The following is a 21,213-nucleotide window of genomic DNA, read 5'->3' as shown; positions in this document are numbered from 1 at the left end:
TTCCTGAACATCAGGGACGCGGCAGCGCGATCGCGAGGGTGAGCCCGAGCACGAAGAGCAGCACCGCGCCGCTCATGACGAGCACGGTGCCGCGGGTGCGGCGGCGCTCCTCATCCGTCCGGCCCCACACGCTCGCCCGCACGAGCCGACGCCGTGCCTCGTTCACCGCTCGCGCGATGTCCGGGTCGCCGAGGTCGAGCTCGCCGCGGTCGGCCCGCTCGGCGATGCGCTGCGCCTCCTCGACCGTCATCCCGGCCGCCCTGCTCCGTCGCACCACGACAGCATCGGGCAGCAGGCTGGGACGCCCGCGATGACCCGAGGTCGTCACCGGACGGCGGTCGCCTCGGCCACCCAGCGGCGCCAGCGGTCCCACGGGTCGACGCCGCCTGCGAGCACGTCGATGTGCGCGCGGAGCCGGTCGGAGAGGTCGAACCACTCGCTCGTGCCCTGCCGCTCGTCGGCGAACTCGCCGTGTCGACGCTGCTCGACCCGGCGGTCGCCGCGCTCGAACGCGAGCAGCTCTTCGTGCCGGATCGCGGCGAAGCGCTGCCGCGGGTTGCTCGTCGTGCCGATCTTCACGCGATCGCGGAAGCGGAGGTAGTAGACGACGTCGACGCGGGGCGGCGGCAGCTCGCCGTCGGGGACCTCGCCGTGCGGCCACTCGCACACCGCGCAGGCCCAGCCGGACGGGAAGCGCACGCCGAGCCGGGATCCGCAGAGCACGCACGGCACCGGCAGCAGGTCCGGGGTGCCGAAGCGCTGGGCGTGCAGCTCGGCGGCGGACGCGAGGTGCTCGGTGCAGAGCGGCAGCAGGTCCGGCCGCGACACGGGCGCGGCGCAGCCCGGGATCACGCAGGAGGCGGGCGGAGTGGGCATCGGCCCCTCAGGGTAGGGACCGGGCACCGACAGGACCCGAGGTCAGCCGGCCTCGACCGGGCCGCCGCTGTGGATCGGCCGCACCTCGACGCCGCCGCCGCTGCGGACCGCCGGGGTCGACGCGGCGAGCTCGAGCGCGGTGTCGAGGTCGGGCGCCTCGAGCACGAAGAGCCCCGCGATCGCCTGCTCGGCGTCGACGAAGGGGCCGGGCGTCACGCCCTCGGCGCGGATCGACACGGCGTGCTCGCGCGGGGTGAAGGCGTAGGCGGCGGTCATCGTGCCCGTCTCGCGCAGCCGTGCCGCGTGCTCGTCGCTCTCCGCCAGGTCGTCGGAGGTCGCCTCGGGCGCGTGAGCGGAGTCGGCCGCCCAGATGAGCACGGCGTACTGCGGCATCGGTCGCTCCGATCGGATCAGGCGGGCAGGGTGCGGGCGAGCACGACGGCCGCCGCGGTCGCCTGCGCGAACTCCTCGTCGGCGCGAGCGGCGTGCTCGGCCATGGCCGGGATGCTGCCGGCGAGCGTGAGGCTCGTGGTGATGACGTGCACCCGCATCCCGAGGGCCTCGCCGAGCACGATCTGCAGCGGCGGCACCGCGTGGTCCCAGCCCTCGGTGGGCGAGCCCGGGTCGTAGGAGCCGCCGCGGCTCGAGACGACCACCGCGTCCCGGCCGGCCATCGGGCGCGTGTCCAGGTCGCCGAAGGGCGTGGTCGTGCCCGGCACGTGCACGTGGTCGAGCCACGCCTTCAGCGTCGACGGCAGCGAGTAGTTGTAGAGCGGGGCACCGAGCAGCAGCACGTCGGCCTCGAGCAGCTGCGCGAGGATCCGCTGCTGCACCGCCTCCGCCTCGGGCGACGGGGCGGCACCAGGCTGCCGCAGCGAGGGCGCCCAGTGCAGGGCGGGGTCCGGGAGATGCGGCACCGGCTCGCGGTGCAGGTCGAGCGCCGTCGTCGTGAACGCCGGGCCGCGCTCAGCCCAGGCGTCGGCGAACGCGGTCGTGATCGCGCGTGAGCGCGACCCGTGCTCGTCGATGGAGGCGTCGATGCGCAGGAGGGAGGGCACGGGCACACGCTAACCGGTCGCTGTCGAGCCCTCCCATGTCGCTCCCCGGTCGACGCGGAAGGCTGGCTCCGCCGCGGGTGCGGTGACGATGCGAAGGGGGCGGTACATGAGCGACGGGAAGCCGGCGCGACGCGCTGCGGCGGCGGCGCTGGGCGGCATCGTGAGCGGCGTCGGGCAGAGCGTGTCCGACCGCGTGCGGCAGGAGCTCGCCGCGGCCCGTGCCGAGGGCGACGCCGCTCCGGCGGCGCGGGTCGGTGCCGCCGCGCTCGGCGGCCTCGTCGGCGGCCTCGGGCAGAACGTGTCCGACCTCGTCCGCGACGAGGTGCGCGCCGCCCGGAGCGAGATCACCGACTCGGCGAAGCAGGCCGCGAGGGGCGTCGGGCTGCTCGGCGGCGCGGCGGCGGCCGGTAACACCGCGGTGCTGTTCACCGGCATCGCGCTCTGGCGCGGGCTCGGCAACCGCATCGGCTACGCGCGATCGGCGGTCGTCGTGGCGGCCCTCGCGGGCGGCGCGGCGGTGCTGCTCGCGCAGAACGGTCGCGACGAGCTCGCGCGTGTCCGCGGGGCGCGACGGCAGGACGGAGCGCCACCAGCGGAGAACGCTCCGGCACCGGGGAGCGAGATCGTCCGGCCGACCGCTCCGCCCGATCCGGACCTCGAGATCCCGACCTGACGCCGGCCGCGAAGAATCCTCAGCAGGCATGTCGGATCCGTCGCGGCCCGTTCGTTGAGATGGTGAGCGGGCGCCAGAAGGGGCGCCCCGGACCGCAGGAGAGAACCCGATGCGATACCTCGTTTCCGTGATCGACGACGGCGCGGGCCGTGCCACCTCCGACGAGGCGACCGCGATCGACGCCTTCAACGACCGCCTCCAGGCCGACGGGCACTGGGTGTTCGCCGGAGGCCTCGGCTCGACCGAGAACGCCACGACCATCGACAACCGCGAGGGCCGCGGGCTCGTCACCGACGGGCCGTTCGTCGAGACGAAGGAGTGGCTCGCCGGCTTCTGGATCATCGAGGCCGCGGATCTCGACGAGGTGCTCGCCCTCGCGACCGAGGGGTCGAAGGCGTGCAACCGCAAGGTGGAGGTGCGGCCGTTCCTGTGACGGACGCGCGGGCGGCGATCGCGAGAGCCCATTCGGAGGAGTGGAGCCGGGTGCTCGCCGCCCTCACCCGGCGCTTCGGCGACCTCGACGTCGCCGAGGAGGCCACGGCGGAGGCGTTCGCGGTCGCCGTCGAGCGGTGGCCCGACGACGGCGTGCCGCCGAACCCGGGGGCCTGGCTGACGACCACCGCCACCCGCCGGGCGATCGACCGGATCCGCCGGGAGTCCCGGCGCGACGAGAAGCACCAGGAGGCGGAGATGCTGCGCGACGACGACCCGCCGGAGCCGATCGGCGCCGTCGAGGACGACCGGCTGCGGCTGCTCTTCACCTGCTGCCACCCGGCCCTCGCGCTCGAGGCGCGGCTCGCGCTGACCCTGCGCATGGTCGGCGGCCTCACCGTGCCGGAGATCGCCCGCGCGTTCCTCGTGCCCGAGACGACGATCGGGCAGCGCATCACCCGGGCGAAGGGCAAGATCCGGGCGACTCGGATCCCGTACCGCGTGCCGTCCGCCGCGGACCTGCCGGCGCGCGTGTCCGGGGTGCTCGCCGTGCTCTACCTCGTCTTCAACGAGGGCTACCTCGCGTCCGGGCCGGGCACGGATCCGATCCGTGAGGACCTCACCGCCGAGGCGATCCGCCTCGCGCGGCTCGTGCACGGGCTGCTGCCCGACGACGGCGAGGCGACCGGGCTGCTCGCGCTGCTGCTGCTCACCGAGGCGCGCCGGCCCTCGCGGCTGTCGCCGGACGGCGGCCTCGTGCCGCTCGCCGAGCAGGACCGCGGCCGTTGGGACGCCGCGCTGATCGACGAGGGGCACCGGCTCGTGCGCGCACGCCTCGCGACCGGGGAGCCGCCCGGGCCGTACCAGGTGCTCGCGGCGATCAACGCGGTGCACACGTCCGCCACGGACGTCGCGGCGACGGACTGGAGCCAGATCGTGGCGCTCTACGACCAGCTCGTGCGGCTCGACCCGTCGCCGGTCGTCGCGCTGAACCGCGCGGTGGCGATCGCGGAACTCGACGGGCCGGCCGTCGCGCTCGCCCTCGTCGACCGGCTCGGCGACCGCCTCGACGCGTATCCCGCGCTGCACGCCGCCCGCGCCGACCTGCTGCGGCGGCTCGACCGCGCGGCGGAGGCGCGCGAGGCGTGGGACCGCGCGATCGCGCTCACCGGCAACCCCGCCGAGGCCGCCGCGCTCGCCCGACGGCGCGACGGGCTCAGCGCAGCTCGAGGCGCATGAGCGGCCTCGTCGCCGACGGCCGGGCGACCTCGACGAAGCCGGCGGATTCGAACAGCCGCTGCGTGCCCGTGTAGAGCGCGCTCGCGCCCACCTTGCGAGCGGCGAGGTGCTCCACGTCGACCGGGTACCCCTCGACGGCGCTCGCGCCGTGCGCGCTCGCGTGCGCCACGTCGGCGGCGAGCAGCGCGGTCGCCACGCCGCGCCCGCGGACCGCCGTCTGCACCGAGAAGCAGGTGACCCACCAGGTCTCCGGATCGGGCACCAGGTGCCTCGCGAGCGTGCGGTTGCCCGTGACGCCCACGAACGCGTCGCGCCGGCCGACGCGGCTCCAGCCGCCGGGACGGCCGTCGAGGTAGGCGATGAGACCCGGCGGCGTCGCCCCGCCGTCGACCTCGTCGTGCAGGGCGCGGCGGTTGTCAGGGCGCCCGTCCGCGCCGGGCGGACCTGGGGTGAGCAGCACACGGCACCAGTCCCAGGAGGCGTCCTCGCCGCGGCGCCCGAACACGGCGGCGACGTCGTGCCAGCGGTCCGGGGTGGCCGGATGCACCGCGATGTCCGCCATACCGCCCTCCAGTCGCTCGTTCGCACCCTAGGGGCGGGGCCCGACGTCGCGGCATCATCGGTCGGAGGACGACTTCTCGCGGGCTGTCGATCCCGGCGCCCCCTCGACGTCGGTAGAGGTGAGGACGGTCCTCGACGAGCACGAGAGCAAGGAGCACTGCCGTGGCGAACTACCTGATGCTGATCCACCGTGACGAGTCGGCGGAGGAGCAGGTGACCGGGCAGACGGTCAGCGAGGCCTACCGCCGGTTCATGGAGCGGCGGGGGAGCGCGCTCCGCGGCGGCGCGGCGCTCGAGCCGGCCGCCACGGCGACGACCGTGCGACCCGACGGCGGAGGCGGCTTCGCGGTGACCGACGGGCCCTTCGCCGAGACGAAGGAGGTGCTCGGCGGCTACTACGTGATCGAGGCCGCGGACCTCGACGAGGCCCTCGCGATCGCGAAGGAGATCCCGATGCCGTCCGGCGGCGTCGAGGTGCGCCCGATCCGGGTGATGAGCTGACGGTGGCGACGTCCGCCGAGGTCGCCGCGGCGGTCAGCGCCGCGCACCGCCGCGAGTGGGCGTTCGTGCTCGCCGCGGCCGCCCGACTCGCGCCGGATCTCGGTGCCGCGGAGGAGGCGGTGCAGGACGCCTACGCGTCGGCCCTCGCCACCTGGGGCGAGCGAGGGATCCCGGTGAGCCCCGGCGCCTGGCTCACGACGGCGGCTCGGCGGCGCGCGCTCGACCTGCGGCGCCGCGCCGTCGTCGCCGAGCGGGCCCTGCCGCAGCTGCTGCCCGAGCCAGATCCCGCGGACGACCGCGGCGCGGTGCCGGACGATCGGCTGCGGCTGATCTTCACCTGCTGCCACCCGGCTCTCGCGGAGGAGGCCCGGGTCGCGCTCACGCTCCGGCTCGTCTGCGGGCTGTCGACCGCCGACGTCGCCCGCGCGTTCCTCGTCGCGGAGCCGACGATGGCGGCCCGGATCACGCGGGCGAAGAAGAAGGTCGCCGCCGCATGCATCCCGTATCGCGTGCCGGAGCCGGACGACCTCCCGGAGCGCCTGCAGTCGGTGCTCTCGGTCGTGCACCTTGTCTACACGACCGGGCACACGGCACCAGACGGGGAGGGCCTGCTGCGGCGGAGCCTCTCGGAGCGGGCGCTCGAGCTCGCGCTGCTGCTGCGCGCGCTGCTGCCGCGGGAGCCGGAGGTCGCCGGGCTGCTCGCGCTGGTGCTGCTCACCGACGCGCGCCGGCCGGCCCGCGTCGACCCCGACGGCGTGCCGGTGCTGTTGCCGGACCAGGATCGCGACGTGTGGGACCGCGAGGCGATCGCCGCGGGGCTGCGGGCGCTCGCGGCCGCATTCGAGCTCGGACGTCCCGGACGCTTCACGCTCATGGCGGCGATCGCGGCGGTGCACGACGAGGCCGAGACGTGGGCGGGCACCGACTGGCGCCAGATCCGCGGCCTGTACGACCTGCTGCTCGACGTCTGGCCGTCGCCGATCGTCGCCCTGAACCGGGCAGTCGCCATCGGCTTCGCCGACGGACCGGCCGAGGGGCTCGAGGAGCTCGACCGTCTCGCCGCCGAGCCGGTGCTCGCGGGCTACGGCTACCTGGCGTCCGCGCGGGCGGACCTGCTGACCCGCCTCGGCCGGCCGACGCAGGCACGCGCCGCCTACGAGGAGGCGCTGCTGCTCACGGGCAACGCGGCGGAGCGGCGGCTGCTCGAGCGCAGGCTCGCAGCGCTCCGCGTCGTCGAGCCGAGCGCCGCGGCCAGCCGCTCGTACTCGGGCAGCAGGCGTGCCCAGTAGGGATCCGGATCGACGGGCGGTCGGCCGGCGAGGTACGCGGCGAGGTTCTCGAGGTGGATCTGCACGCCGACGCCGTAGTACTCGACCTGCTCGAGCGCGGCGCCGCGCTCGGTGAGGACCACCGTGCACCCGCCGGCGCCGTCGGCCTCGATCACGAGCTCGTCGGTCATCGGTGCCCGCCCCGCCTCCGCTCCCTCGACGACCCACCGGCGCCCGGGCTCGCAGGCGACGACCCGCCCCCCGCCCTCCCAGTCGCTCGGGAACAGGTGCGCGGTGTAGGTCCCGCCCTCGCGGAGGTCGCCGCCGATCTCACCCGCCCAGCCGGCCATCCGTTCCGGCTGCGTGACCGCCGCCCAGACGGTCGCCCGGTCTGCGGCGACGGGCATCTCGATGCGGACGACGCCGACGCCGTCCTCGGCCTGCAGGGTGCCGCGCACCCGGATGTCGGACTCGGTCGGATCCGTCATGGAAGGTCCTCTCGCTGCTGAGGCGGCGCCGCCTGCGGAAGCAGGATGCTCGTGGGCGCCGACAGCGTCCGGCAGCGGTCCGCCGCTACCCGCCGGCGGTCCGGCTGCGCTGCCGGCCGGCGGAGGTGACGCTCGGCGTCGTGGGCAGCACGACGAGGTGATGGCCACCGCGACCGGGAGCCGCTGGACCGAGCGGCAGCACGTCGCGGAGGTCCTGCGCGAGCAGGTGGCCGAGGATCGCCTGCCCGGCCGCCGTGGGGTGCGCGTTGGCCGGATCGATGATCCGGTCGATCGTCGCGCTCGTGAACCAGCCCTCGCGCATCGGCGAGAGATAGGTGACGTCCTCGCTCGCGGCGGTGCGCGCGAGCACCGCATCGACCGACCGCTGCATCGCGGTGACGGGCCATGGATCCGGCCCCGGTCCGAGCAGCACGATGCGGGCGCCGGGCAGCGTGCGCTCGACGGCATCGATCGTCGCGGTGACCGCCTTCGGCAGCGCTCCGAGATCGGCGACGTCGTCGTTGCTGCCGCCCTGGATCACGACGACCGAGACGGGCACGTCGACCGAGATCGCGGCCGCCCGCTGCGGGTAGGTCTGGGTGCCCGCAGGGGCGATGAGGTAGCCCGTGCCCGACTGCGCGTCGACGATGGGTGTCATGTGCAGCTCGGCCGCGGCGTCCTGCGCCAGCGCCCGGGCCGGGTCGGCGTAGAGGCCCGCGCTCCACGAGTCGCCGAGCACGTAGAGCACGCGCGGGTGCCGGTGCGGCAGCAGGGACCCCGCTGTGAGCACGAGCGTCACCACCAGCGCCGTCGCGATGCCCGCCACGACGGGCAGGGTGCGTCGCCCCCGGCTCCGGCCTGGACGGGCCCCCACGCGCTCCTGCAGGGAGCGGGAGGAGCGGTGCACGCCGGAACGGTACCGCGACGGAGGCCGATTCTGTGACCCGATCGTGATCTTTCATACGGAGTGCCGATACGGCCGTGGTCTTGCGCAGAACCAGTAGCCGGGATCCGCCCGTGGGGCGGTTCCAGCGCCTAGCCTCCCGGAGCGTGACGAGCGCGCAGGTGCGACCCATGACGCAGGTCGAGTTCGAGATGTGGCAGGAGCACGAGGTCGAGGCCTACGCCGTCGACATCGCGGAGGCGTCCGGGGTGCCGCTCGACGAGGCGCGACGGCGCAGTGCCACGCAGACCGCGGAGCTGCTGCCGGACGGGCTCCGCACCGCGGGCGCGCATCTCCTCCGCATCCTCGACGCGGAGGGCGGACCCGTGGGCGTGCTCTGGGTCGGTCCGCATCCTCGACGACCTGCAGCCGGCTGGGTCTACGACATCGAGATCGACGAGGAGCGGCGGGGGCAGGGCTTCGGCCGGGCGGCGATGCTCGCCGCGGAGGCCGTGGCGGCCGATGAGGGCTGGACCGCCATCGGGCTGAACGTCTTCGGGCGGAACGTCCGGGCACGCGCGCTCTACGAGTCGCTCGGCTACGCCGTCGACTCCCTGCAGATGACGAAGGTGCTGGGCGGCTGAGCCCTGCGTCCGGGTTCAGGCGGTGATACCGCGTTCAGGCGTGAGAGCCCGTTCGGTGCCTGATACGGGCCGCTCCGCCTGATCCCGGACGCCGGACCGCCGCATCACCGACGCGGAGCTGCTCGCCTCCGCGGTCGCGTCGAGGCCGGAAGCCGCGTGACCGGCTCCGCTCAGTCCTCGGGCGGCAGCATCGCCCGGTAGGCGCGCACCAGCACGACGATCCCGGTCAGGATCACGCCCGCTCCGACGATGCTCACCAGCACCCAGAGCATCTCGGCGAGCCCGTCCGTGACGGCGAGCTGCGCGATCACGCCGACGAAGAGCGTCAGGACACCGGCGAGCACGAGTGCGACGCCGAGGCGAGACGGGCGGTAGGGCATCACGGCACCGTACTCCCGCGCAGGTGCCGGGCAGGGACAATGGCAGCGGTGCCCGCCCGGGCGCCGACGGCGACGACGCCAGCGGAGGTGCAGCGATGACGGCGGTGGACGACGTCCCGACCACGAAGGGCAGCGACGCTGCCGCCGCTGGGAGCGCACCGGACACGCCGCCAGTACCGCCGGCCGCTCGTCGGCGGCTGCCGCGGATCGCCGAGCTGCGGACGGTGCTGCGGTTCCGGCGTCCGACGCTGGACCCCGTCGAGCGTCGGCTCGAGTCCGCCCTGACGATCGCGGACCTGCGCCGGGTCGCGCAGCGGGTGACGCCTCGCGCGGTGTTCGACTACGTCGACGGCGCCGCGGACGCCGAGGCGACGGCGCGCAAGAACCTCGCCGCGTTCGAGACGACGGAGTTCCTCCCGGAGCTGCTGCACTCCGTCGTCGACCCGGACATCTCGACCACGCTTCTCGGCGACCGGATCGCGCTGCCGCTGGTCTTCGCGCCTACGGGCTACACGCGCCTGATGCATGAGGCGGGCGAGACCGCAGCCGCCCGGGTCGCTGCGCGCGTCGGCATCCCGTACGTGCTCTCGACCGTCGGCACGTCGACGATCGAGGAGGTGACGACGGCCGCACCGGGCGGGAACAACTGGTTCCAGCTCTACCTCACCAACAGCGAGGCGCTGAACGCCGAGCTCGTCGAGCGCGCGCTGCAGGCGGGGGTGCGGACGATCGCGCTGACGATCGACTCGGCGGTCGGCGGCCGACGGCTGAAGGATCTCCGCAACGGCCTCACGATCCCGCCGTCGCTCACCGCGCGGACCTTCCTCGACATGGCCCGCTACCCGTCGTGGTGGATCGACAAGCTGACGACCGCGCCGGTCGAGTTCGCGTCGGTGCGCGACTTCCCGGGCGTCTCCTACTCCGAGGTCGCCGGGCTCCTGTTCGATCCGGGCATCGACTACGACGACCTCGCGTGGCTCCGGTCGAGGTGGCCCGGCAACCTGCTCGTGAAGGGGATCGTCAACCCGGAGGACGCGCGCCGGGTCGTCGCGGCCGGGGCGGACGGCGTCGTCGTCTCGAACCACGGCGGACGCCAGCTCGACCGCTCACCGGCGACCCTCGACGTGCTGCCGGCGGTACGCGAAGCGGTGGGCGAGTCGACGACCGTGCTGCTCGACAGCGGCGTGCGCAACGGGCAGGACATCATCGCGGCCGTGGCGCTCGGCGCTGATGCGGTCCTCGTCGGCCGCGCCTACCTGTACGGCCTGATGGCGGGTGGCGAGCGCGGCGTCGACCGCGCCGCGGAGATCCTGCGCTCCGAGTACCAGCGCGCGCTGCAGCTGCTCGGCCTCGACGCGACGGCGAAGATCGGTCCGCAGCACGTGCTCCGGAGCGAGCGGGCGTCGGGCTAGTACGCGTCCTGGTGCTCGGTGAGCACCTCCGTCAGCGTCTCGAGGTTGCCGCGGACCGTCCGAGCATGCGCCTTCTCGACCAGCGGGTCCGCAAGGCGCCCGAACACGCCGCCGAGGCCCGGCGTCGCGTCCACCCGCCAGGTCACGCGGGTGCCGTCCCCCTCGCGCTCGAGCGTGTTCGTCACGGTGAAGTGCAGGCGTCCTTCGACCGATCGGCTCACGAGCCGCCGGGGCGGGTCGTACTCGGTGTACTCGGTCACCCAGTCGAAGCGGCGACCGAGGATCTTGCTGGTGCCGCGCACGCGCGTGCCGACACCGAGCGGTCCATCGCCGTCCTGCGCGGCGTCGACGATCGAGTTGTCCCAGACCGGCAGGTTGGCCGGGCGGGCGAGGAAGTCGAAGACCTCCTGCGGGGCCCGGTGGACCACGGTGCTCTCCTCGACGACGGCCATGTCGTCCTCCTTCCGCATGCGATGAGGCGTCGCAGGGACCCGCGTCAGCCGGTTGCGGGGAGGTCGGCGGCGCGGGTCCAGCCGCATCATCCGTCTCCGCGCCGCTCTGGAACAGGGACCGAAGGCCGGGGCCTCCGGTCCTGCCCGCACGGCGCAGCGCCGGCTCACCGGAGTTGCTCGCCTCGGGCCGGGGCGCTGTCCAGCCCCGCCGCGTACGGTCCCGGCACCACGGGGCATCCCCGCACCGTCGACACCGATTGAAGGAGGCACGATGACGACCGTCGAGCACAGGATCCTCGTGAACGTCCCCGTGAGCGTCGCGTACAACCAGTGGACGCAGTTCGAGGACTTCCCGCACTTCATGAACGGGATCAAGAAGGTCACCCAGCTGAGCGACGACCGCCTCCAGTGGGTCGCCCAGATCGGTGGCGTTCGCCGGGAGTGGGAGGCGAAGGTCCTCGAGCAGATCCCGGACAGGAAGGTCGCCTGGGCCGCGACCGAGGGCGCGACGAACGCCGGCGAGGTCACCTTCGAGGACCTCGGCGGCGGGCAGACCACCGTGCGGCTGCGGCTCGAGTACGAACCCGAAGGGCCCGTCGAGAAGGTCGGCGACAAGCTGAACGTGGTCGACAACCAGACCGAGAACGACCTCGCGCGGTTCAAGGAGCTCGTCGAGTCGGAGGGCTACGCGTCCGGCGCCTGGCGCGGCACCATCCAGGACGTGCCCGGGACGCCGACGGTCGAGGACGCCGCCGCCACCCGGGGCGACTCGGGCAAGGCGGGCGTCTCCGGCAAGGTCGTCGCCGGCGCCGCTGCGGCCGCCGCGGCCGCCGTCGTCGGTGGGATCGCCGCCGCGAAGAAGGGCTCCTCGGACACCGGTACGGCCGATCGGCTCCGGACGGCGGACCACGTCGCTCCCGCGAACGAGCAGGTCGAGGTCGTCGCGCCGATCGGCACCGACCAGCAGGTGGGCACGCACGCCACCGCGCCGCGCCCGATCACCGAGGAGACGATCGAGGACGGCGTCGGCCTCGAGGACACCTACGGCACCGGCACCACCCGTCCCGGTACCGGCGTCTAGCGCCGCCCGCGGAACCGCCCGCACGTCCGGCCGAGCCGGGTGCGCGGGCGGGACCCCGTCGGAAGCGGAGCAGTCCCAGCGGGGCAGCGGAAGGCCCGAGCCGGAGGAACCGTGACCGACCCCGACCTCCCGGAGCGGGCCGCCGGGCCGCTGTGGTGGTGGGAGCCGCTCGCGGAGAGCGACCACGTGCTGCCGCCGGCGCTTCGCCGCCTCTCGCCGATGCCGGACACCCGCTTCTACGCCTCCGACCGGTTCGGCCGCTCGGCCGGCGGCCTCGTCGGACTCGACGGCGTGCATCCCACGACGATCGGCTACGGCGTGATCGCGCAGGCCGTGCTCGACGTGCTCCTGCTGAAAGCGGATGTCCGGCCTGGCGCGGAGGCCCCCGGCGCGATCGACTTCGCCGCGCTCGCGGCGCTGGACCCGCTTCTCGCGCGTCCGCCGACGCGCCTCGACGAGATCGGCCGCGCGGTGGGCTGGATCGGCAAGCGGGTCGACCTCGCCGAGGCGCTGCGCGGGTGGCGGGGGTGACGGGAGCAGCGGGTTCTCGCGTCGCGCGGCGTTCGGTGGTCTGACGAAGGGGAGGACGAGCCGCCCGACGCCGGTACGGTCGCCGCTGAACCCGATCCCGGCGACCCGAACCCGCAGGAGGCCCAGGGGAGACTGCGGAGGTGCGTCGCCCCTTCCTCGCCGGACTCGCCGGTTCCGGGGCGCGGGCCAGGAGCTCGGCCGACGGCGCCGTTTCCATCCGGGCACGGCCGTCGACGCTCGCACTGGTGCTCGTCACCGGGACCACCGCGCTCTCGACCGATACCTACATCGCCGCGCTGCCCGCGATGCGCGCATCGCTCGGCACGACCGACGCCGCGGTGCAGCTGACGCTGACGACGTGCATCGCCGGACTCGCCCTCGGTCAGCTGCTCGTCGGGCCGGTGAGCGACGCGCGGGGACGGCGGCGGATCGTGCTCGCCGCGACGATCGCCTTCGCCGCGATGTCGGTGGTCAGCGCGCTGTCGACCTCGATCGTGGTCATGCTCCTCGCCCGCCTGCTGTCCGGCGGTGCCGCGGGCGCGGCGGCCGCCGTCGGCCGTGCCGCCGTGACCGACAGCTTCGAGGGGCGCGCGGCGGCAGCGAAGTTCGGGACGCTGACGTCGGTGAGCCTCGTCGCGCCCGTCGCCGGGCCCGCGATCGGTGCCCTGCTGCTGCCGTTCGGCGGGTGGCGGGCGGTCTTCTGGTTCCTCGCCGTCGTGGGTGTCGTCATGCTCGTCGGCGCGGCGGTCGGGCTGCCCGAGACGCTGCCGGTCGAGCGTCGCCGGCCGGGTGGGGTCCGTCAGCTGCTGCGACGCACCGGCGAGCTGATCCGCGACCGGCCCTTCATCACCCCGGTGGCCGTGCAGTGCCTCGTGACCTGCGGCTTCTTCATCTACATCGGCGGCTCGTCGATCGTGCTGCAGACCGACCTCGGGATCGGCCCGGGCCTGTACGCGACGGTGTTCGCGACCGACGCGGCGGCGATGATCGTCTCGAGCCTGCTGTTCCGCGCCCTGGTGCTGCGGCTCGGGCCCGAGGTGCTGCGCCGCTGCGCCTTCGCGGTGCAGGCGGGCGGGGTGTTCGCGCTGGTCGCGGTGGCGCTCGTCGCGGCGCCGTCGGCGCCGCCGCTCGTCGCCGTCTGGACGTGCCTCGCCGTCATGACGTTCGGGCTCGGTGCCTACCTCCCGGCGAACGCCTCGATCGCGCAGCGCGCAGGACGCCGCTACGCCGGCGCCGCGTCGGCCCTGAGCGGCGGCCTGCCGTTCCTCGCCGGATCCCTCATGACGCCGCTCACCGGACTGCTCGGCTCGCAGACCGTGCTGGCGATGGCCGGCGGCATGGGCGCCTTCTTCCTCCTCGCCGTGGTCCTCGCGGTCGTGGCGCGGCCGCGCCGGAGGAGCGCGGCCACCTGATCGACCCCGGGCGGCTCAGTCGACCGCGAAGTCGTACTCCTGGAACGCCGCCACCTCGGTGGACCACCGGGTCGCCACGAATCCGCGGTGCTCCGGGTGCGCGTCGTAGCCGTCGTACGCGGCCCGGTCGGCGAAGCGCATCGAGAACTGCCAGGTCAGGTCGCTCTTCGGGCTCACCTGCCGCTTCACCGCGAAGTCCTCGACGCCGGGGATCTCTGCCAGCACCGTCCGGCCGGTGCGGAGGAAGTCCTGCTCGGCGGGGGAGCCGGCCTCGTGCACGAGCCGGAAGACAACGGTGTGCTCGATCGCCATCGGGAGTCTCCTCGTGTCGGTGCCCAGACGCTGGGTGGCACCCAGGCTACGGCGGGCGCCCATCCCGGCGGCGTCGCTAGCCTGCGGCCGAGCCGCTGCCGCCCTGAGGAAGGACCCTCGCATGCCCGTTCTCGACCGATTCGATCTCACGGGCCGCACCGCGGTCGTCACCGGTTCGACCCGCGGCCTCGGCAGGGCGTTCGCGCGGGCCCTCGCCGAGGCGGGGGCGAACATCGTGGTGAACGGCCGGGACGCCGCGGCCGCCGCGTCGCTCGAGGAGGAGCTCGGGGCGCTCGGCGTGCGGACCCTCACGGTGCTCGCCGACATGACCGTCCGCGCCGACATCGAGCGCCTGCTCACCGAGAGCGCGCAGCGGTTCGGCCGCGTCGACGTGCTCGTGAACAACGCGGGCGCCTGCATCCACAAGCCGGCGCTCGAGGTGACGGACGAGGAGTGGCGCGACGTGATGGGCCTGAACGTCGACGGGTTGTGGATCGCGAGCCAGGTGTTCGGGCGCCACATGATCGAGGCGGGCGGCGGCGTCATCGTCAACATCGGCTCGATGTCCGCGTCGATCGTGAACCGGCCGCAGTGGCAGCCCGCCTACAACGCGTCGAAGGCCGCGGTGCACCACCTCACGCGCAGCCTCGCCGCCGAGTGGGCGCCCCACGGCGTGCGGGTCAACGCGCTGGCTCCGGGGTACATGCACACCGACATGGCGCCGGTGCACGAGCCGCGGTTCCAGCGCTACTGGATCGAGGACGCGCCGCAGCGGCGGGCGGGGGAGCCCGACGAGCTCGGCGGCGCCATCGTGTTCCTCGCGAGCGACGCGTCGAGCTTCATGACGGGGTCCGTGCTCACGATCGACGGCGGCTACACCGTGTTCTGAGGCGCGGGAGGCCGGTGGCGGCGCCCGTCGTCGCGCCGCCACCGGAGCCCGTCAGCGTCGCTCGGCGGCCGGCGGAACCGGGTCGGTCGACAGCGCCTCGGCGCCCTCGAGGAGCACCCGAGCCGCGTCGAGCGCGCTTCTCCCAGCGGCCCTCTGCCTCTGGTCCGGGGCGCCCGAACGGGCCGGCAGACGGAGGCACCGCATGGCGAGCACCAGACGGTCGCGTGCTCGGCGGCCGTGGTGACCGCCGAGCCGCAGCGCTAGAGCGTCAGCGCGACCGCGGCCACCGGGCCCGACTGCGTCGCGGTGATCGGCTGCACCGTGATCGAGTACGGGTAGCCGACTCGGAGCAGCTTGAAGCTGAACGTCCGCGCTGAGGCGCTCACCACGGTGCCCCAGGGGCCGCCGCCGTTCACGTCGGTGCCGGTGCGCGCCACGCGGTAGCGGGTGATCGCCAGGCCGCCGGTGGTCGCCGGCGCCGTCCAGCTCACGGTCGCGAGCCCGGTCGCCGCGTCGCCGGACGCGTGGAGGTACCGCGCCGCGCCGAGCCCGGTGGTCACGGTCGCGGTGTGCGACGGGCCGCTGCCGATCGTGTTGATGGCGCTCACCCGCAGGTGGTAGGCCGTGTTCGGGAAGAGCGTGCGGATCGTCACGGATCGCGCCGTCGCCGGCAGGGTGGTCGACCAGGCGCCGACGCCGCGGGTGTCCGTGCCGTCGCGCGTCACGTGGTATCCGGTGACCGGCGCGCCGCCGTCGCTCACCGGGGGTGCCCACGTGAGCGTCTCGGTGGAGGCGGTGTTGCTCGCCGTCACATGCATGGGCACCGACGGGGTCGCGACGAGGCCCGGGATGTAGGACGCCTCGTCGCTGTACTGCTCGACGAAGTTCCAGTGCAGGTTCGCGAACCCCTTCTGGCCCCAGGAGGTGCCCCACGAGTTCTGGATGCGCACCCCGGAGGCGTTGTAGCCGACGATGAGCACCTCGTGGCCGCCGTCATAGGTGTACGGGTCGATGTCGTTCGCGTCGAGCGTGTAGTGCGTCGAGTCGAGGCGCATGAAGGCGTCGTACGCCTCGAAGCCGAGCGCGACGGGGTGGCCCTGCGCGAGCTGGGTCTTGATCGCCCAGACCGCGCCCGAACCGGGGACGCCGGAGTAGAGGTACTGCCCCGCGAACGCCTTGTGGTGCGCCGCGCTCAGCTTCTCCGACCAGGTGGGGGGCGTCGTGAAGCTCGAGCCGCCCTGCCAGTAGTGGTCCCGGGTGTCGACGCCCTGCCTCGTGCCGATGTCGTACGCGTCCTGCGAGTACGAACCGCCGCCGTCCGAGGAGTTCGACAGGTGCACCTGCGAGTACACGTACATCGGCGCCAAGGGGGTGGGCTTGCCGAGCCGCTTCGAGTACCAGCCCATCATCCCGTAGTCGATCGCCCACTCGACGCAGGAGCCGACCTGGCCCTGGTCGCCGACCGGCATCGTCCACGGCGTGAGGTCGACGGAGGACGGGAGGGTGCTCGTCGCGGTGAACGGCGCGGCCCCGACCGCCTTCGTGGTGCGCGGGGCGATCTGGCCCAGGCCGTGGGCCGGCGCCGCAGGCGTGGTGCTCGCGACGGCGGGCGTGGCGGCGGCGCCGACGCAGAGGGCGAGGAGGGCGGCGGTGGTGGCGATCCGGAACATGGGTCCGTCCAGGCGCACGCGTGCCACCCCGATCGCACGAGCGAGCGGAACTCAGCGGGCCGGCGCAGGGAGGGGTGCGTCGCCCGGATGGGGAGGTATCGGGCGGCGGGTACCGCCCTTCGGGGTGCGCTGAGGCTGCCAGCCGGGCCGAGCGCGGGCAAGACCCCCGTTCAGGCGGACACGGGCTGCCACTCCGAGCGGAGGATCGCCATCAGCACGATGTCCTCGTACGCGCCGCGCACCCACGCGTGCTCCCGCTGCCGCCCCTCGACGACGAAGCCGGCCCGCTCGTAGGCGCGGAGGGCACCGGTGTTCGAGGCGATCGCCTGCAGGTGGATGCGGTGGAGGTTGCGGCGCACGAACCCGAACTCGACGACCTGCCGGATCGCCTCGGTACCGATGCCGCGACCCCGTGCCTCGCGAACCAGGGTGATGCCGACCTCGGCGTGCCGCACGAAGGTGTCGAAGCCGAAGAGACCGATGCTGCCGACCGCCGTGCCGTCGGCCTCGATGATGAAGCGGACGTTGTCACCGGAGTCGTCCTCGTCGGAGCGCGCCAGGCGCCGGTCGAACGCCGCCCGCGTCAGCGGGGCCGGCGGCGCCGGGCTGCGCTCCTCCCACGTCTCCAGCTCGCTCGCGATGCGGAACAGCACCTCCTCGTCGCCGTCGATGCGGGCGCGGAGGATCACGGATGGGGCGTCGGGCACGAGCGACAACCTAGGGCCGGGCGGCGACGGGCCCGAGGTGGCTTCAGGCCCGTTCGCGGCGGAGCATCTCGCCGACGGGCACCGGGAGCCGCAGCCGCACCTGCAGCTGCCGCGTCCCGCGGATCCTCGCCCGGCGCTGTCGCCAGGGGGAGGCCCGGCAGCGTTGGCGCCCGGCCCTGCTCGTCGACGTACCCGACGTGCTCGTCGTCGCCCGGCCGGTGCACCGGCTGCCGGGCGCCCGGGATCACGCTCGGGCGGCGGTGCGGATCCGCACCTCGCGCTCCATCCGCTTCTCGTGCCGCTGCCGCCCCTTGACCGCCTCGAGCTCGCGGCTCTTCGGCGGCGCCGCCGTGACGAGCTGGTCGAGCATGCGCCTCGTCGCTGCGGCGATCTCATCGATGGCCTGCTCGAAGGCCGCCGCGTTCGCCCGGGAGGGCCGTGTCGAGCCGCTCACCTTGCGGACGAACTGGAGCGCGGCCTCGCGCACCTCGTCGTCGGTCGTCGCGGGCTCGAAGTTGTGGAGGCAGCGGATGTTCCTGCACATGGCGGGAACGATAGGGCGTGCGGGCCGTCTCGGGCAGACCCCGGCGAGTCGTACCCGCGCGGCCGCGCGCGAACTTCTCGTCACGAGGGCAGTGCTGCCCAGTACTGGTGTTCCCGACCACCACCGTCCACGTCGAGCTGGCTGTCGATTTGGCGCTCGCTGCCGAGCGAGGCTCCGGCCTGAGGAACCCTGACCTGCAGGACTCCTCAGGCCAGGCGGCCGGGACGGATCAGCCGATGTACGCGCCAGCCTTCGCGATCGGACCGTAGGAAGTGCTGCCGTACACCGGTTGCACCGAGAGGTTGTAGGTGCGGCCGAGCACCAGGTACGTCAACGTGATCGATCGAACACTCGCCGCGACGACGTGCGAGTAGGTGTGGCCGCTCGTGTCCAATCCGTCGCGCGCAACTCTGTAGCCCGTGATTGTCTTGCCGCCGAGCACAGTCGGGGGACTCCATTTCACTGTGGCGCTGCCCTGAGCGGTGCGCTCCACCGTGAGGGCGCTCGGCGCGTACAGGCTGCTGCTCGATCCCGGGATCGATATCTGCGAGAGCGGGCTGGAGCCGACGGCGTTGACAGCCTGTACCGCGAGTGTGTAGCCAGCGCCGGCAGTCAACGAGCTGAAGGTGAATGACCGCGTGGAGGACGACAGCGTCGTCGACCAACTACCGGTGCTGTTCGTCCGTTTGACGATGTACTTCGTCACCGGGGCGTAACTGTTCAGGGACGAGTTAGCGGGCGGCTGCCAGGAGATGGTTGCACTGGTCGAGTTCGACCGTCGGCCGGTCACTGCGCTTGGCGCTTCAGGTTGCGTCGCGAAGGTCCCGTGGAACTCGATCACGTTCGCCGGGCGGCCGTACGCGTCGTACGTGTCGATCCTGACATTCAAGCCCTGGTCCATGCCGTCCTGCTCGACGTCATAGTTCATGGCCTTCGGCAGCGTTGTGGTGATGGCGCTGCTATCGGAATTGATCGCCGCGTTCGGGATGGTCTGACTTGTGCCGCCGAACCCGGCGATCGTCGTGCTCACGACGTGGACCTGCCCGAAGTGCACCTCGAGCCACGTGCTGCCGTCGGAGGAGGCCACCGTGACCGGCGTTCCTGGGGAGAGCTGCGCATAGTCATTCGCGCGACAGACGTCCCGGCCCTCGCTGCTGTCGTAGGAGCACGCCGTACTCGGATCGAGGTAGAGCGTCTGGGCCGGCAGCGCCGCGTGCGCCGGAGCAGCGGTGAGTAACGCGATCGGGGCCGTCAACACGGCACCGACGATCAGCGGTAGGGGGGATTTCATGCGGCTCTCCCTGCGTCGTCCGGAGCCCGCCCGCTGGACACCGTCCCGGCGCAACGCTATGAGCGTCGCAGGCCGAGCGCGATACGGGAAAGGACGTATGGACAAGCGACCGCATGTGTGCGGGTCGAGGACTCCTTCCGGAGCGGAAATGTCAGCGGGACGAGAATCCGGGCACCGAGATCCGCAATTACCTGAATCGAGTCGAAGAGCTAGCGTCCGGCGCAATTCGCGGAGTGCCGACGGCGAGGGACAACGAGGCGACGTCCCCGTGCCGAGAGTCGTCAACTCCGTCGCCCCGCCAGCTTCGAGCGATCAGGCCCGTCGAAGCGCCCTGCCCGGCGTGGCGCCCGTGAGCCGGCCGCCCGAGAGGACGGGGATCCCGGCCACGAGGACGTCGTCGATCCCGATGGCGAGCGCCTTCGGGTTCTCGTACGTCGCCTGCGGGGCGACCTCGTCCGGGGAGACGACCGTCAGGTCGGCGATCCATCCGGGGCGGACCGCGCCGCGCTTGCCGAGCCGGAACCGCGCGGCGGTCGCCGTCGACAGGTGGTCGACGACCTGCGCCCAGGTCAGCAGGCCGGGCCGGGCGTAGTCGGCCAGGTAGCGGGCGAAGGTGCCCGCGGCGCGCGGGTGGGGGTGGCCGCCGACGAAGATGCCGTCGGAGCCGCCGAGGTGACCGTCACGGACGAAGAGGGCCGCGAGCTGCTGCGCCGACCGGGGGATCGGGACCGCCATGATCACGGTCGCCTGCATCCGCGTGGCGAGCAGCAGCTCGATCGCGAGCGCGGCCGGGTCCTCGCCCTCGATGCGCGCCACGTGGGCGAGCGTGCGGCCCTCGAGGTGCCCGTAGGTGCTCGACGGGACGTGGGACAGCGTGATCTGCTCCGCCCAGCCGGGGCCGAGATCCGGGCGTGCCGTGACCCGCCCGGTGACGAGCCGCCGGATGCGCTCGCGCCCGCCCGCCGAGCCCGCGGCCGACTGGAGGAGGTCCGGTCCCGTCGAGGCGAGCTCCGGGGGGAGCGCGAGCATCGAGAGCAGGGTGCAGCCGCGCGAGTACGGGTAGCTGTCGAAGGAGAGCTCGATGCCGGCGCGCTCGAGGTCGTCGAGCAGGGGGACCGCGACGTCGATCGGGGCGTGCAGATGGGAGACGTGCGCGCGGACGCCCGTCTCCTCGATGATGCGCCGGACCTCGCGCAGGCCGGTACCGAGGTTCGCCTCGTAGCCGCCCCGGACGTGGCTGACGTAGAGCCCGCGGGCGGCGGCGACGTCGCGGCAGAGCTCGATGAGCTCGGCGGTGCCGGCGAAGGCGCCGGGGATGTAGTCGAGGCCCGTCGAGAGGCCGACCGCGCCCTCGGCGAGCCCCCGCCGGACGAGGGCCCGCATCGCATGCAGCTCCCGCTCGCTCGCCGGACCGGGCTCGTCGCCGCGGACCTCGTGCCGGACCGTGCCCGCCGGGACGAGCACCGCCGCGTTGAGCGGCGTCGTCCCCTCGTACGTGCCGAGCAGAGCGCCGATGCCGCCGCCCCGGTAGGTCGGGTGCGGCCCGTTGATGGCGCCGAAGTACCGGGTCGCGTAGGCGCCGCTGCCTGGGGCGAAGCCCACCCCGTCCTGCCCCAGGACCACGCTCGTCACGCCCTGGCGGAGCAGGGCGAGCTGCGCGGCCGGGTCGAACAGGGCGGCGTCGGCGTGCGAGTGCGCGTCGATGAAGCCGGGCAGCACCACCCGTCCGGAGCAGTCGAGCACCTCGTCCGTGCGATCCCGCAGGTCGGGCGCCACCGCGAGGACCACCCCGTCGCCCACGAGGACGTCCGCCCGTTCGAACGCGCCGTCGACGCCGAGTACCGAGCCCCCGCGCAGCAGGATGCGCGCAGCGTTCGGAGCCGGTGTCGGGGTCACGTCCCCTGCAGTA

25 protein-coding genes and 1 pseudogene are annotated in these 21,213 nt (G+C 73.7%); 11 read left to right on the top strand and 15 right to left on the bottom strand.

Annotated features, from left to right (window positions below; genetic code table 11):
• Positions 1-10: 10 nt before the first annotated feature.
• The 4 genes from QDR37_RS14540 to QDR37_RS14525 all read right to left on the bottom strand — a co-directional run bounded on the left by QDR37_RS14540 (position 11) and on the right by QDR37_RS14525 (position 1,934).
• Positions 11-250, bottom strand: coding sequence for a hypothetical protein (locus QDR37_RS14540; protein WP_279714497.1), 240 nt, complete (start codon positions 248-250; stop codon positions 11-13).
• Between the two features lie 74 nt (positions 251-324).
• Positions 325-876 carry a GIY-YIG nuclease family protein gene (locus QDR37_RS14535; protein WP_279714496.1) on the bottom strand — a complete coding sequence of 184 codons (552 nt, stop codon included), beginning with the start codon at positions 874-876 and terminating at the stop codon, positions 325-327.
• A gap of 42 nt (positions 877-918) precedes the next feature.
• A complete protein-coding gene (locus QDR37_RS14530; RefSeq protein ID WP_279714495.1) occupies positions 919-1,269 on the bottom strand; it encodes a YciI family protein in 351 nt (116 codons plus the stop codon).
• A gap of 17 nt (positions 1,270-1,286) precedes the next feature.
• Complete coding sequence (locus QDR37_RS14525; RefSeq protein ID WP_279714494.1) at positions 1,287-1,934, bottom strand: NAD(P)H-dependent oxidoreductase; 648 nt, start codon at positions 1,932-1,934, stop codon at positions 1,287-1,289.
• A gap of 106 nt (positions 1,935-2,040) precedes the next feature.
• On the opposite strand from QDR37_RS14525, the gene QDR37_RS14520 reads away from it, so the two are divergent.
• From QDR37_RS14520 to QDR37_RS14510, 3 genes are all read left to right on the top strand, one after another.
• Positions 2,041-2,607 carry a phage holin family protein gene (locus QDR37_RS14520; RefSeq protein WP_279714493.1) on the top strand — a complete coding sequence of 189 codons (567 nt, stop codon included), beginning with the start codon at positions 2,041-2,043 and terminating at the stop codon, positions 2,605-2,607.
• A gap of 109 nt (positions 2,608-2,716) precedes the next feature.
• Positions 2,717-3,040 (top strand): YciI family protein, encoded by a 324-nt coding sequence (locus tag QDR37_RS14515; protein WP_279714492.1) that lies wholly within the window; start codon positions 2,717-2,719, stop codon positions 3,038-3,040.
• Positions 3,037-4,278, top strand: coding sequence for a sigma-70 family RNA polymerase sigma factor (locus tag QDR37_RS14510; RefSeq protein ID WP_279714491.1), 1,242 nt, complete (start codon positions 3,037-3,039; stop codon positions 4,276-4,278). The genes QDR37_RS14515 and QDR37_RS14510 overlap by 4 nt, the downstream gene beginning before the upstream one ends.
• Here the strand turns inward: QDR37_RS14510 and QDR37_RS14505 are convergent.
• Positions 4,256-4,840, bottom strand: a complete 585-nt coding sequence (locus QDR37_RS14505; protein ID WP_279714490.1) for a GNAT family N-acetyltransferase — start codon at positions 4,838-4,840, stop codon at positions 4,256-4,258. The genes QDR37_RS14510 and QDR37_RS14505 overlap by 23 nt on opposite strands.
• A gap of 161 nt (positions 4,841-5,001) precedes the next feature.
• Between QDR37_RS14505 and QDR37_RS14500 the strand changes: the two genes are divergently transcribed.
• Together QDR37_RS14500 and QDR37_RS14495 are read left to right on the top strand one after the other, a co-directional pair.
• Entirely contained in the window at positions 5,002-5,340 is a 339-nt protein-coding gene (locus QDR37_RS14500; protein ID WP_279714489.1) for a YciI family protein, read from the top strand.
• A 2-nt stretch (positions 5,341-5,342) separates the two neighbouring features.
• Entirely contained in the window at positions 5,343-6,629 is a 1,287-nt protein-coding gene (locus QDR37_RS14495; protein ID WP_347882111.1) for a DUF6596 domain-containing protein, read from the top strand.
• A 41-nt stretch (positions 6,630-6,670) separates the two neighbouring features.
• Here the strand turns inward: QDR37_RS14495 and QDR37_RS14490 are convergent.
• Together QDR37_RS14490 and QDR37_RS14485 are read right to left on the bottom strand one after the other, a co-directional pair.
• A pseudogene (locus tag QDR37_RS14490) lies at positions 6,671-7,015 on the bottom strand (SRPBCC domain-containing protein); the annotation flags it as partial.
• Positions 7,016-7,181: 166 nt separating this feature from the next.
• Positions 7,182-7,922 carry an SGNH/GDSL hydrolase family protein gene (locus QDR37_RS14485; RefSeq protein ID WP_279714488.1) on the bottom strand — a complete coding sequence of 247 codons (741 nt, stop codon included), beginning with the start codon at positions 7,920-7,922 and terminating at the stop codon, positions 7,182-7,184.
• Positions 7,923-8,146: 224 nt separating this feature from the next.
• Here QDR37_RS14485 and QDR37_RS14480 point away from each other — a divergent pair, with 224 nt between their 5' ends.
• Positions 8,147-8,623, top strand: a complete 477-nt coding sequence (locus QDR37_RS14480) for a GNAT family N-acetyltransferase (RefSeq protein ID WP_279714487.1) — start codon at positions 8,147-8,149, stop codon at positions 8,621-8,623.
• 170 nt (positions 8,624-8,793) lie between these two features.
• Here the strand turns inward: QDR37_RS14480 and QDR37_RS14475 are convergent, their stop codons facing one another.
• A complete protein-coding gene (locus QDR37_RS14475) occupies positions 8,794-9,003 on the bottom strand; it encodes a hypothetical protein (RefSeq protein ID WP_279714486.1) in 210 nt (69 codons plus the stop codon).
• A gap of 95 nt (positions 9,004-9,098) precedes the next feature.
• On the opposite strand from QDR37_RS14475, the gene QDR37_RS14470 reads away from it, so the two are divergent.
• Positions 9,099-10,415, top strand: a complete 1,317-nt coding sequence (locus tag QDR37_RS14470; protein ID WP_279714485.1) for an alpha-hydroxy acid oxidase — start codon at positions 9,099-9,101, stop codon at positions 10,413-10,415.
• On the opposite strand, the gene QDR37_RS14465 is transcribed toward QDR37_RS14470, so the two are convergent.
• A complete protein-coding gene (locus QDR37_RS14465; RefSeq protein WP_279714484.1) occupies positions 10,412-10,867 on the bottom strand; it encodes an SRPBCC family protein in 456 nt (151 codons plus the stop codon). The two genes, QDR37_RS14470 and QDR37_RS14465, sit on opposite strands and share 4 nt — an antisense overlap.
• A 271-nt stretch (positions 10,868-11,138) precedes the next feature.
• Between QDR37_RS14465 and QDR37_RS14460 the strand changes: the two genes are divergently transcribed.
• From QDR37_RS14460 to QDR37_RS14450, 3 genes are all read left to right on the top strand, one after another.
• Positions 11,139-11,948: an SRPBCC family protein gene (locus QDR37_RS14460; protein ID WP_279714483.1), complete on the top strand. Its 810-nt coding sequence runs from the start codon at positions 11,139-11,141 to the stop codon at positions 11,946-11,948.
• Positions 11,949-12,059: 111 nt separating this feature from the next.
• Positions 12,060-12,479 carry a hypothetical protein gene (locus QDR37_RS14455; RefSeq protein ID WP_279714482.1) on the top strand — a complete coding sequence of 140 codons (420 nt, stop codon included), beginning with the start codon at positions 12,060-12,062 and terminating at the stop codon, positions 12,477-12,479.
• Between the two features lie 245 nt (positions 12,480-12,724).
• On the top strand, positions 12,725-13,891 hold the full coding sequence (locus QDR37_RS14450) for a Bcr/CflA family efflux MFS transporter (RefSeq protein ID WP_279714481.1): 1,167 nt from the start codon (positions 12,725-12,727) through the stop codon (positions 13,889-13,891).
• A 15-nt stretch (positions 13,892-13,906) separates the two neighbouring features.
• Here the strand turns inward: QDR37_RS14450 and QDR37_RS14445 are convergent, their stop codons facing one another.
• Positions 13,907-14,203, bottom strand: coding sequence for a Dabb family protein (locus QDR37_RS14445; protein WP_279714480.1), 297 nt, complete (start codon positions 14,201-14,203; stop codon positions 13,907-13,909).
• A gap of 121 nt (positions 14,204-14,324) precedes the next feature.
• On the opposite strand from QDR37_RS14445, the gene QDR37_RS14440 reads away from it, so the two are divergent.
• Positions 14,325-15,092, top strand: coding sequence for a glucose 1-dehydrogenase (locus tag QDR37_RS14440; protein WP_279714479.1), 768 nt, complete (start codon positions 14,325-14,327; stop codon positions 15,090-15,092).
• Between the two features lie 260 nt (positions 15,093-15,352).
• Here the strand turns inward: QDR37_RS14440 and QDR37_RS14435 are convergent, their stop codons facing one another.
• The 5 genes from QDR37_RS14435 to QDR37_RS14415 all read right to left on the bottom strand — a co-directional run bounded on the left by QDR37_RS14435 (position 15,353) and on the right by QDR37_RS14415 (position 21,200).
• The gene (locus tag QDR37_RS14435) at positions 15,353-16,762 is read right to left on the bottom strand and encodes a fibronectin type III domain-containing protein (RefSeq protein WP_279714478.1); all 1,410 of its coding nucleotides are present in this window, start codon (positions 16,760-16,762) and stop codon (positions 15,353-15,355) included.
• A gap of 170 nt (positions 16,763-16,932) precedes the next feature.
• Entirely contained in the window at positions 16,933-17,469 is a 537-nt protein-coding gene (locus QDR37_RS14430) for a GNAT family protein (RefSeq protein ID WP_279714477.1), read from the bottom strand.
• A gap of 244 nt (positions 17,470-17,713) precedes the next feature.
• On the bottom strand, positions 17,714-18,013 hold the full coding sequence (locus QDR37_RS14425; RefSeq protein WP_279714476.1) for a DUF2277 domain-containing protein: 300 nt from the start codon (positions 18,011-18,013) through the stop codon (positions 17,714-17,716).
• A 229-nt stretch (positions 18,014-18,242) separates the two neighbouring features.
• Entirely contained in the window at positions 18,243-19,304 is a 1,062-nt protein-coding gene (locus QDR37_RS14420) for a fibronectin type III domain-containing protein (RefSeq protein ID WP_279714475.1), read from the bottom strand.
• A gap of 312 nt (positions 19,305-19,616) precedes the next feature.
• On the bottom strand, positions 19,617-21,200 hold the full coding sequence (locus QDR37_RS14415; protein ID WP_279714474.1) for an amidohydrolase family protein: 1,584 nt from the start codon (positions 21,198-21,200) through the stop codon (positions 19,617-19,619).
• Positions 21,201-21,213 lie beyond the last annotated feature (13 nt).

It is taken from the genome of Amnibacterium sp. CER49 (assembly GCF_029846255.1).
Lineage (GTDB): Bacteria > Actinomycetota > Actinomycetes > Actinomycetales > Microbacteriaceae > Amnibacterium.
This window is presented reverse-complemented; position numbering and strand designations above follow the sequence as displayed.

What these genes read in the sequence shown, in the direction of transcription:
- QDR37_RS14460 (WP_279714483.1), top strand. Translation starts at nt 11,139, where the DNA reads ATGACGACCGTCGAGCACAGGATCCTCGTGAACGTCCCCGTGAGCGTC.
- QDR37_RS14530 (WP_279714495.1), bottom strand. Translation starts at nt 1,269, where the DNA reads ATGCCGCAGTACGCCGTGCTCATCTGGGCGGCCGACTCCGCTCACGCG.
- QDR37_RS14520 (WP_279714493.1), top strand. Translation starts at nt 2,041, where the DNA reads ATGAGCGACGGGAAGCCGGCGCGACGCGCTGCGGCGGCGGCGCTGGGC.
- QDR37_RS14425 (WP_279714476.1), bottom strand. Translation starts at nt 18,013, where the DNA reads ATGTGCAGGAACATCCGCTGCCTCCACAACTTCGAGCCCGCGACGACC.
- QDR37_RS14470 (WP_279714485.1), top strand. Translation starts at nt 9,099, where the DNA reads ATGACGGCGGTGGACGACGTCCCGACCACGAAGGGCAGCGACGCTGCC.
- QDR37_RS14475 (WP_279714486.1), bottom strand. Translation starts at nt 9,003, where the DNA reads ATGCCCTACCGCCCGTCTCGCCTCGGCGTCGCACTCGTGCTCGCCGGT.
- QDR37_RS14440 (WP_279714479.1), top strand. Translation starts at nt 14,325, where the DNA reads ATGCCCGTTCTCGACCGATTCGATCTCACGGGCCGCACCGCGGTCGTC.
- QDR37_RS14505 (WP_279714490.1), bottom strand. Translation starts at nt 4,840, where the DNA reads ATGGCGGACATCGCGGTGCATCCGGCCACCCCGGACCGCTGGCACGAC.
- QDR37_RS14540 (WP_279714497.1), bottom strand. Translation starts at nt 250, where the DNA reads ATGACGGTCGAGGAGGCGCAGCGCATCGCCGAGCGGGCCGACCGCGGC.
- QDR37_RS14535 (WP_279714496.1), bottom strand. Translation starts at nt 876, where the DNA reads ATGCCCACTCCGCCCGCCTCCTGCGTGATCCCGGGCTGCGCCGCGCCC.
- QDR37_RS14515 (WP_279714492.1), top strand. Translation starts at nt 2,717, where the DNA reads ATGCGATACCTCGTTTCCGTGATCGACGACGGCGCGGGCCGTGCCACC.
- QDR37_RS14445 (WP_279714480.1), bottom strand. Translation starts at nt 14,203, where the DNA reads ATGGCGATCGAGCACACCGTTGTCTTCCGGCTCGTGCACGAGGCCGGC.
- QDR37_RS14435 (WP_279714478.1), bottom strand. Translation starts at nt 16,762, where the DNA reads ATGTTCCGGATCGCCACCACCGCCGCCCTCCTCGCCCTCTGCGTCGGC.
- QDR37_RS14420 (WP_279714475.1), bottom strand. Translation starts at nt 19,304, where the DNA reads ATGAAATCCCCCCTACCGCTGATCGTCGGTGCCGTGTTGACGGCCCCG.
- QDR37_RS14465 (WP_279714484.1), bottom strand. Translation starts at nt 10,867, where the DNA reads ATGGCCGTCGTCGAGGAGAGCACCGTGGTCCACCGGGCCCCGCAGGAG.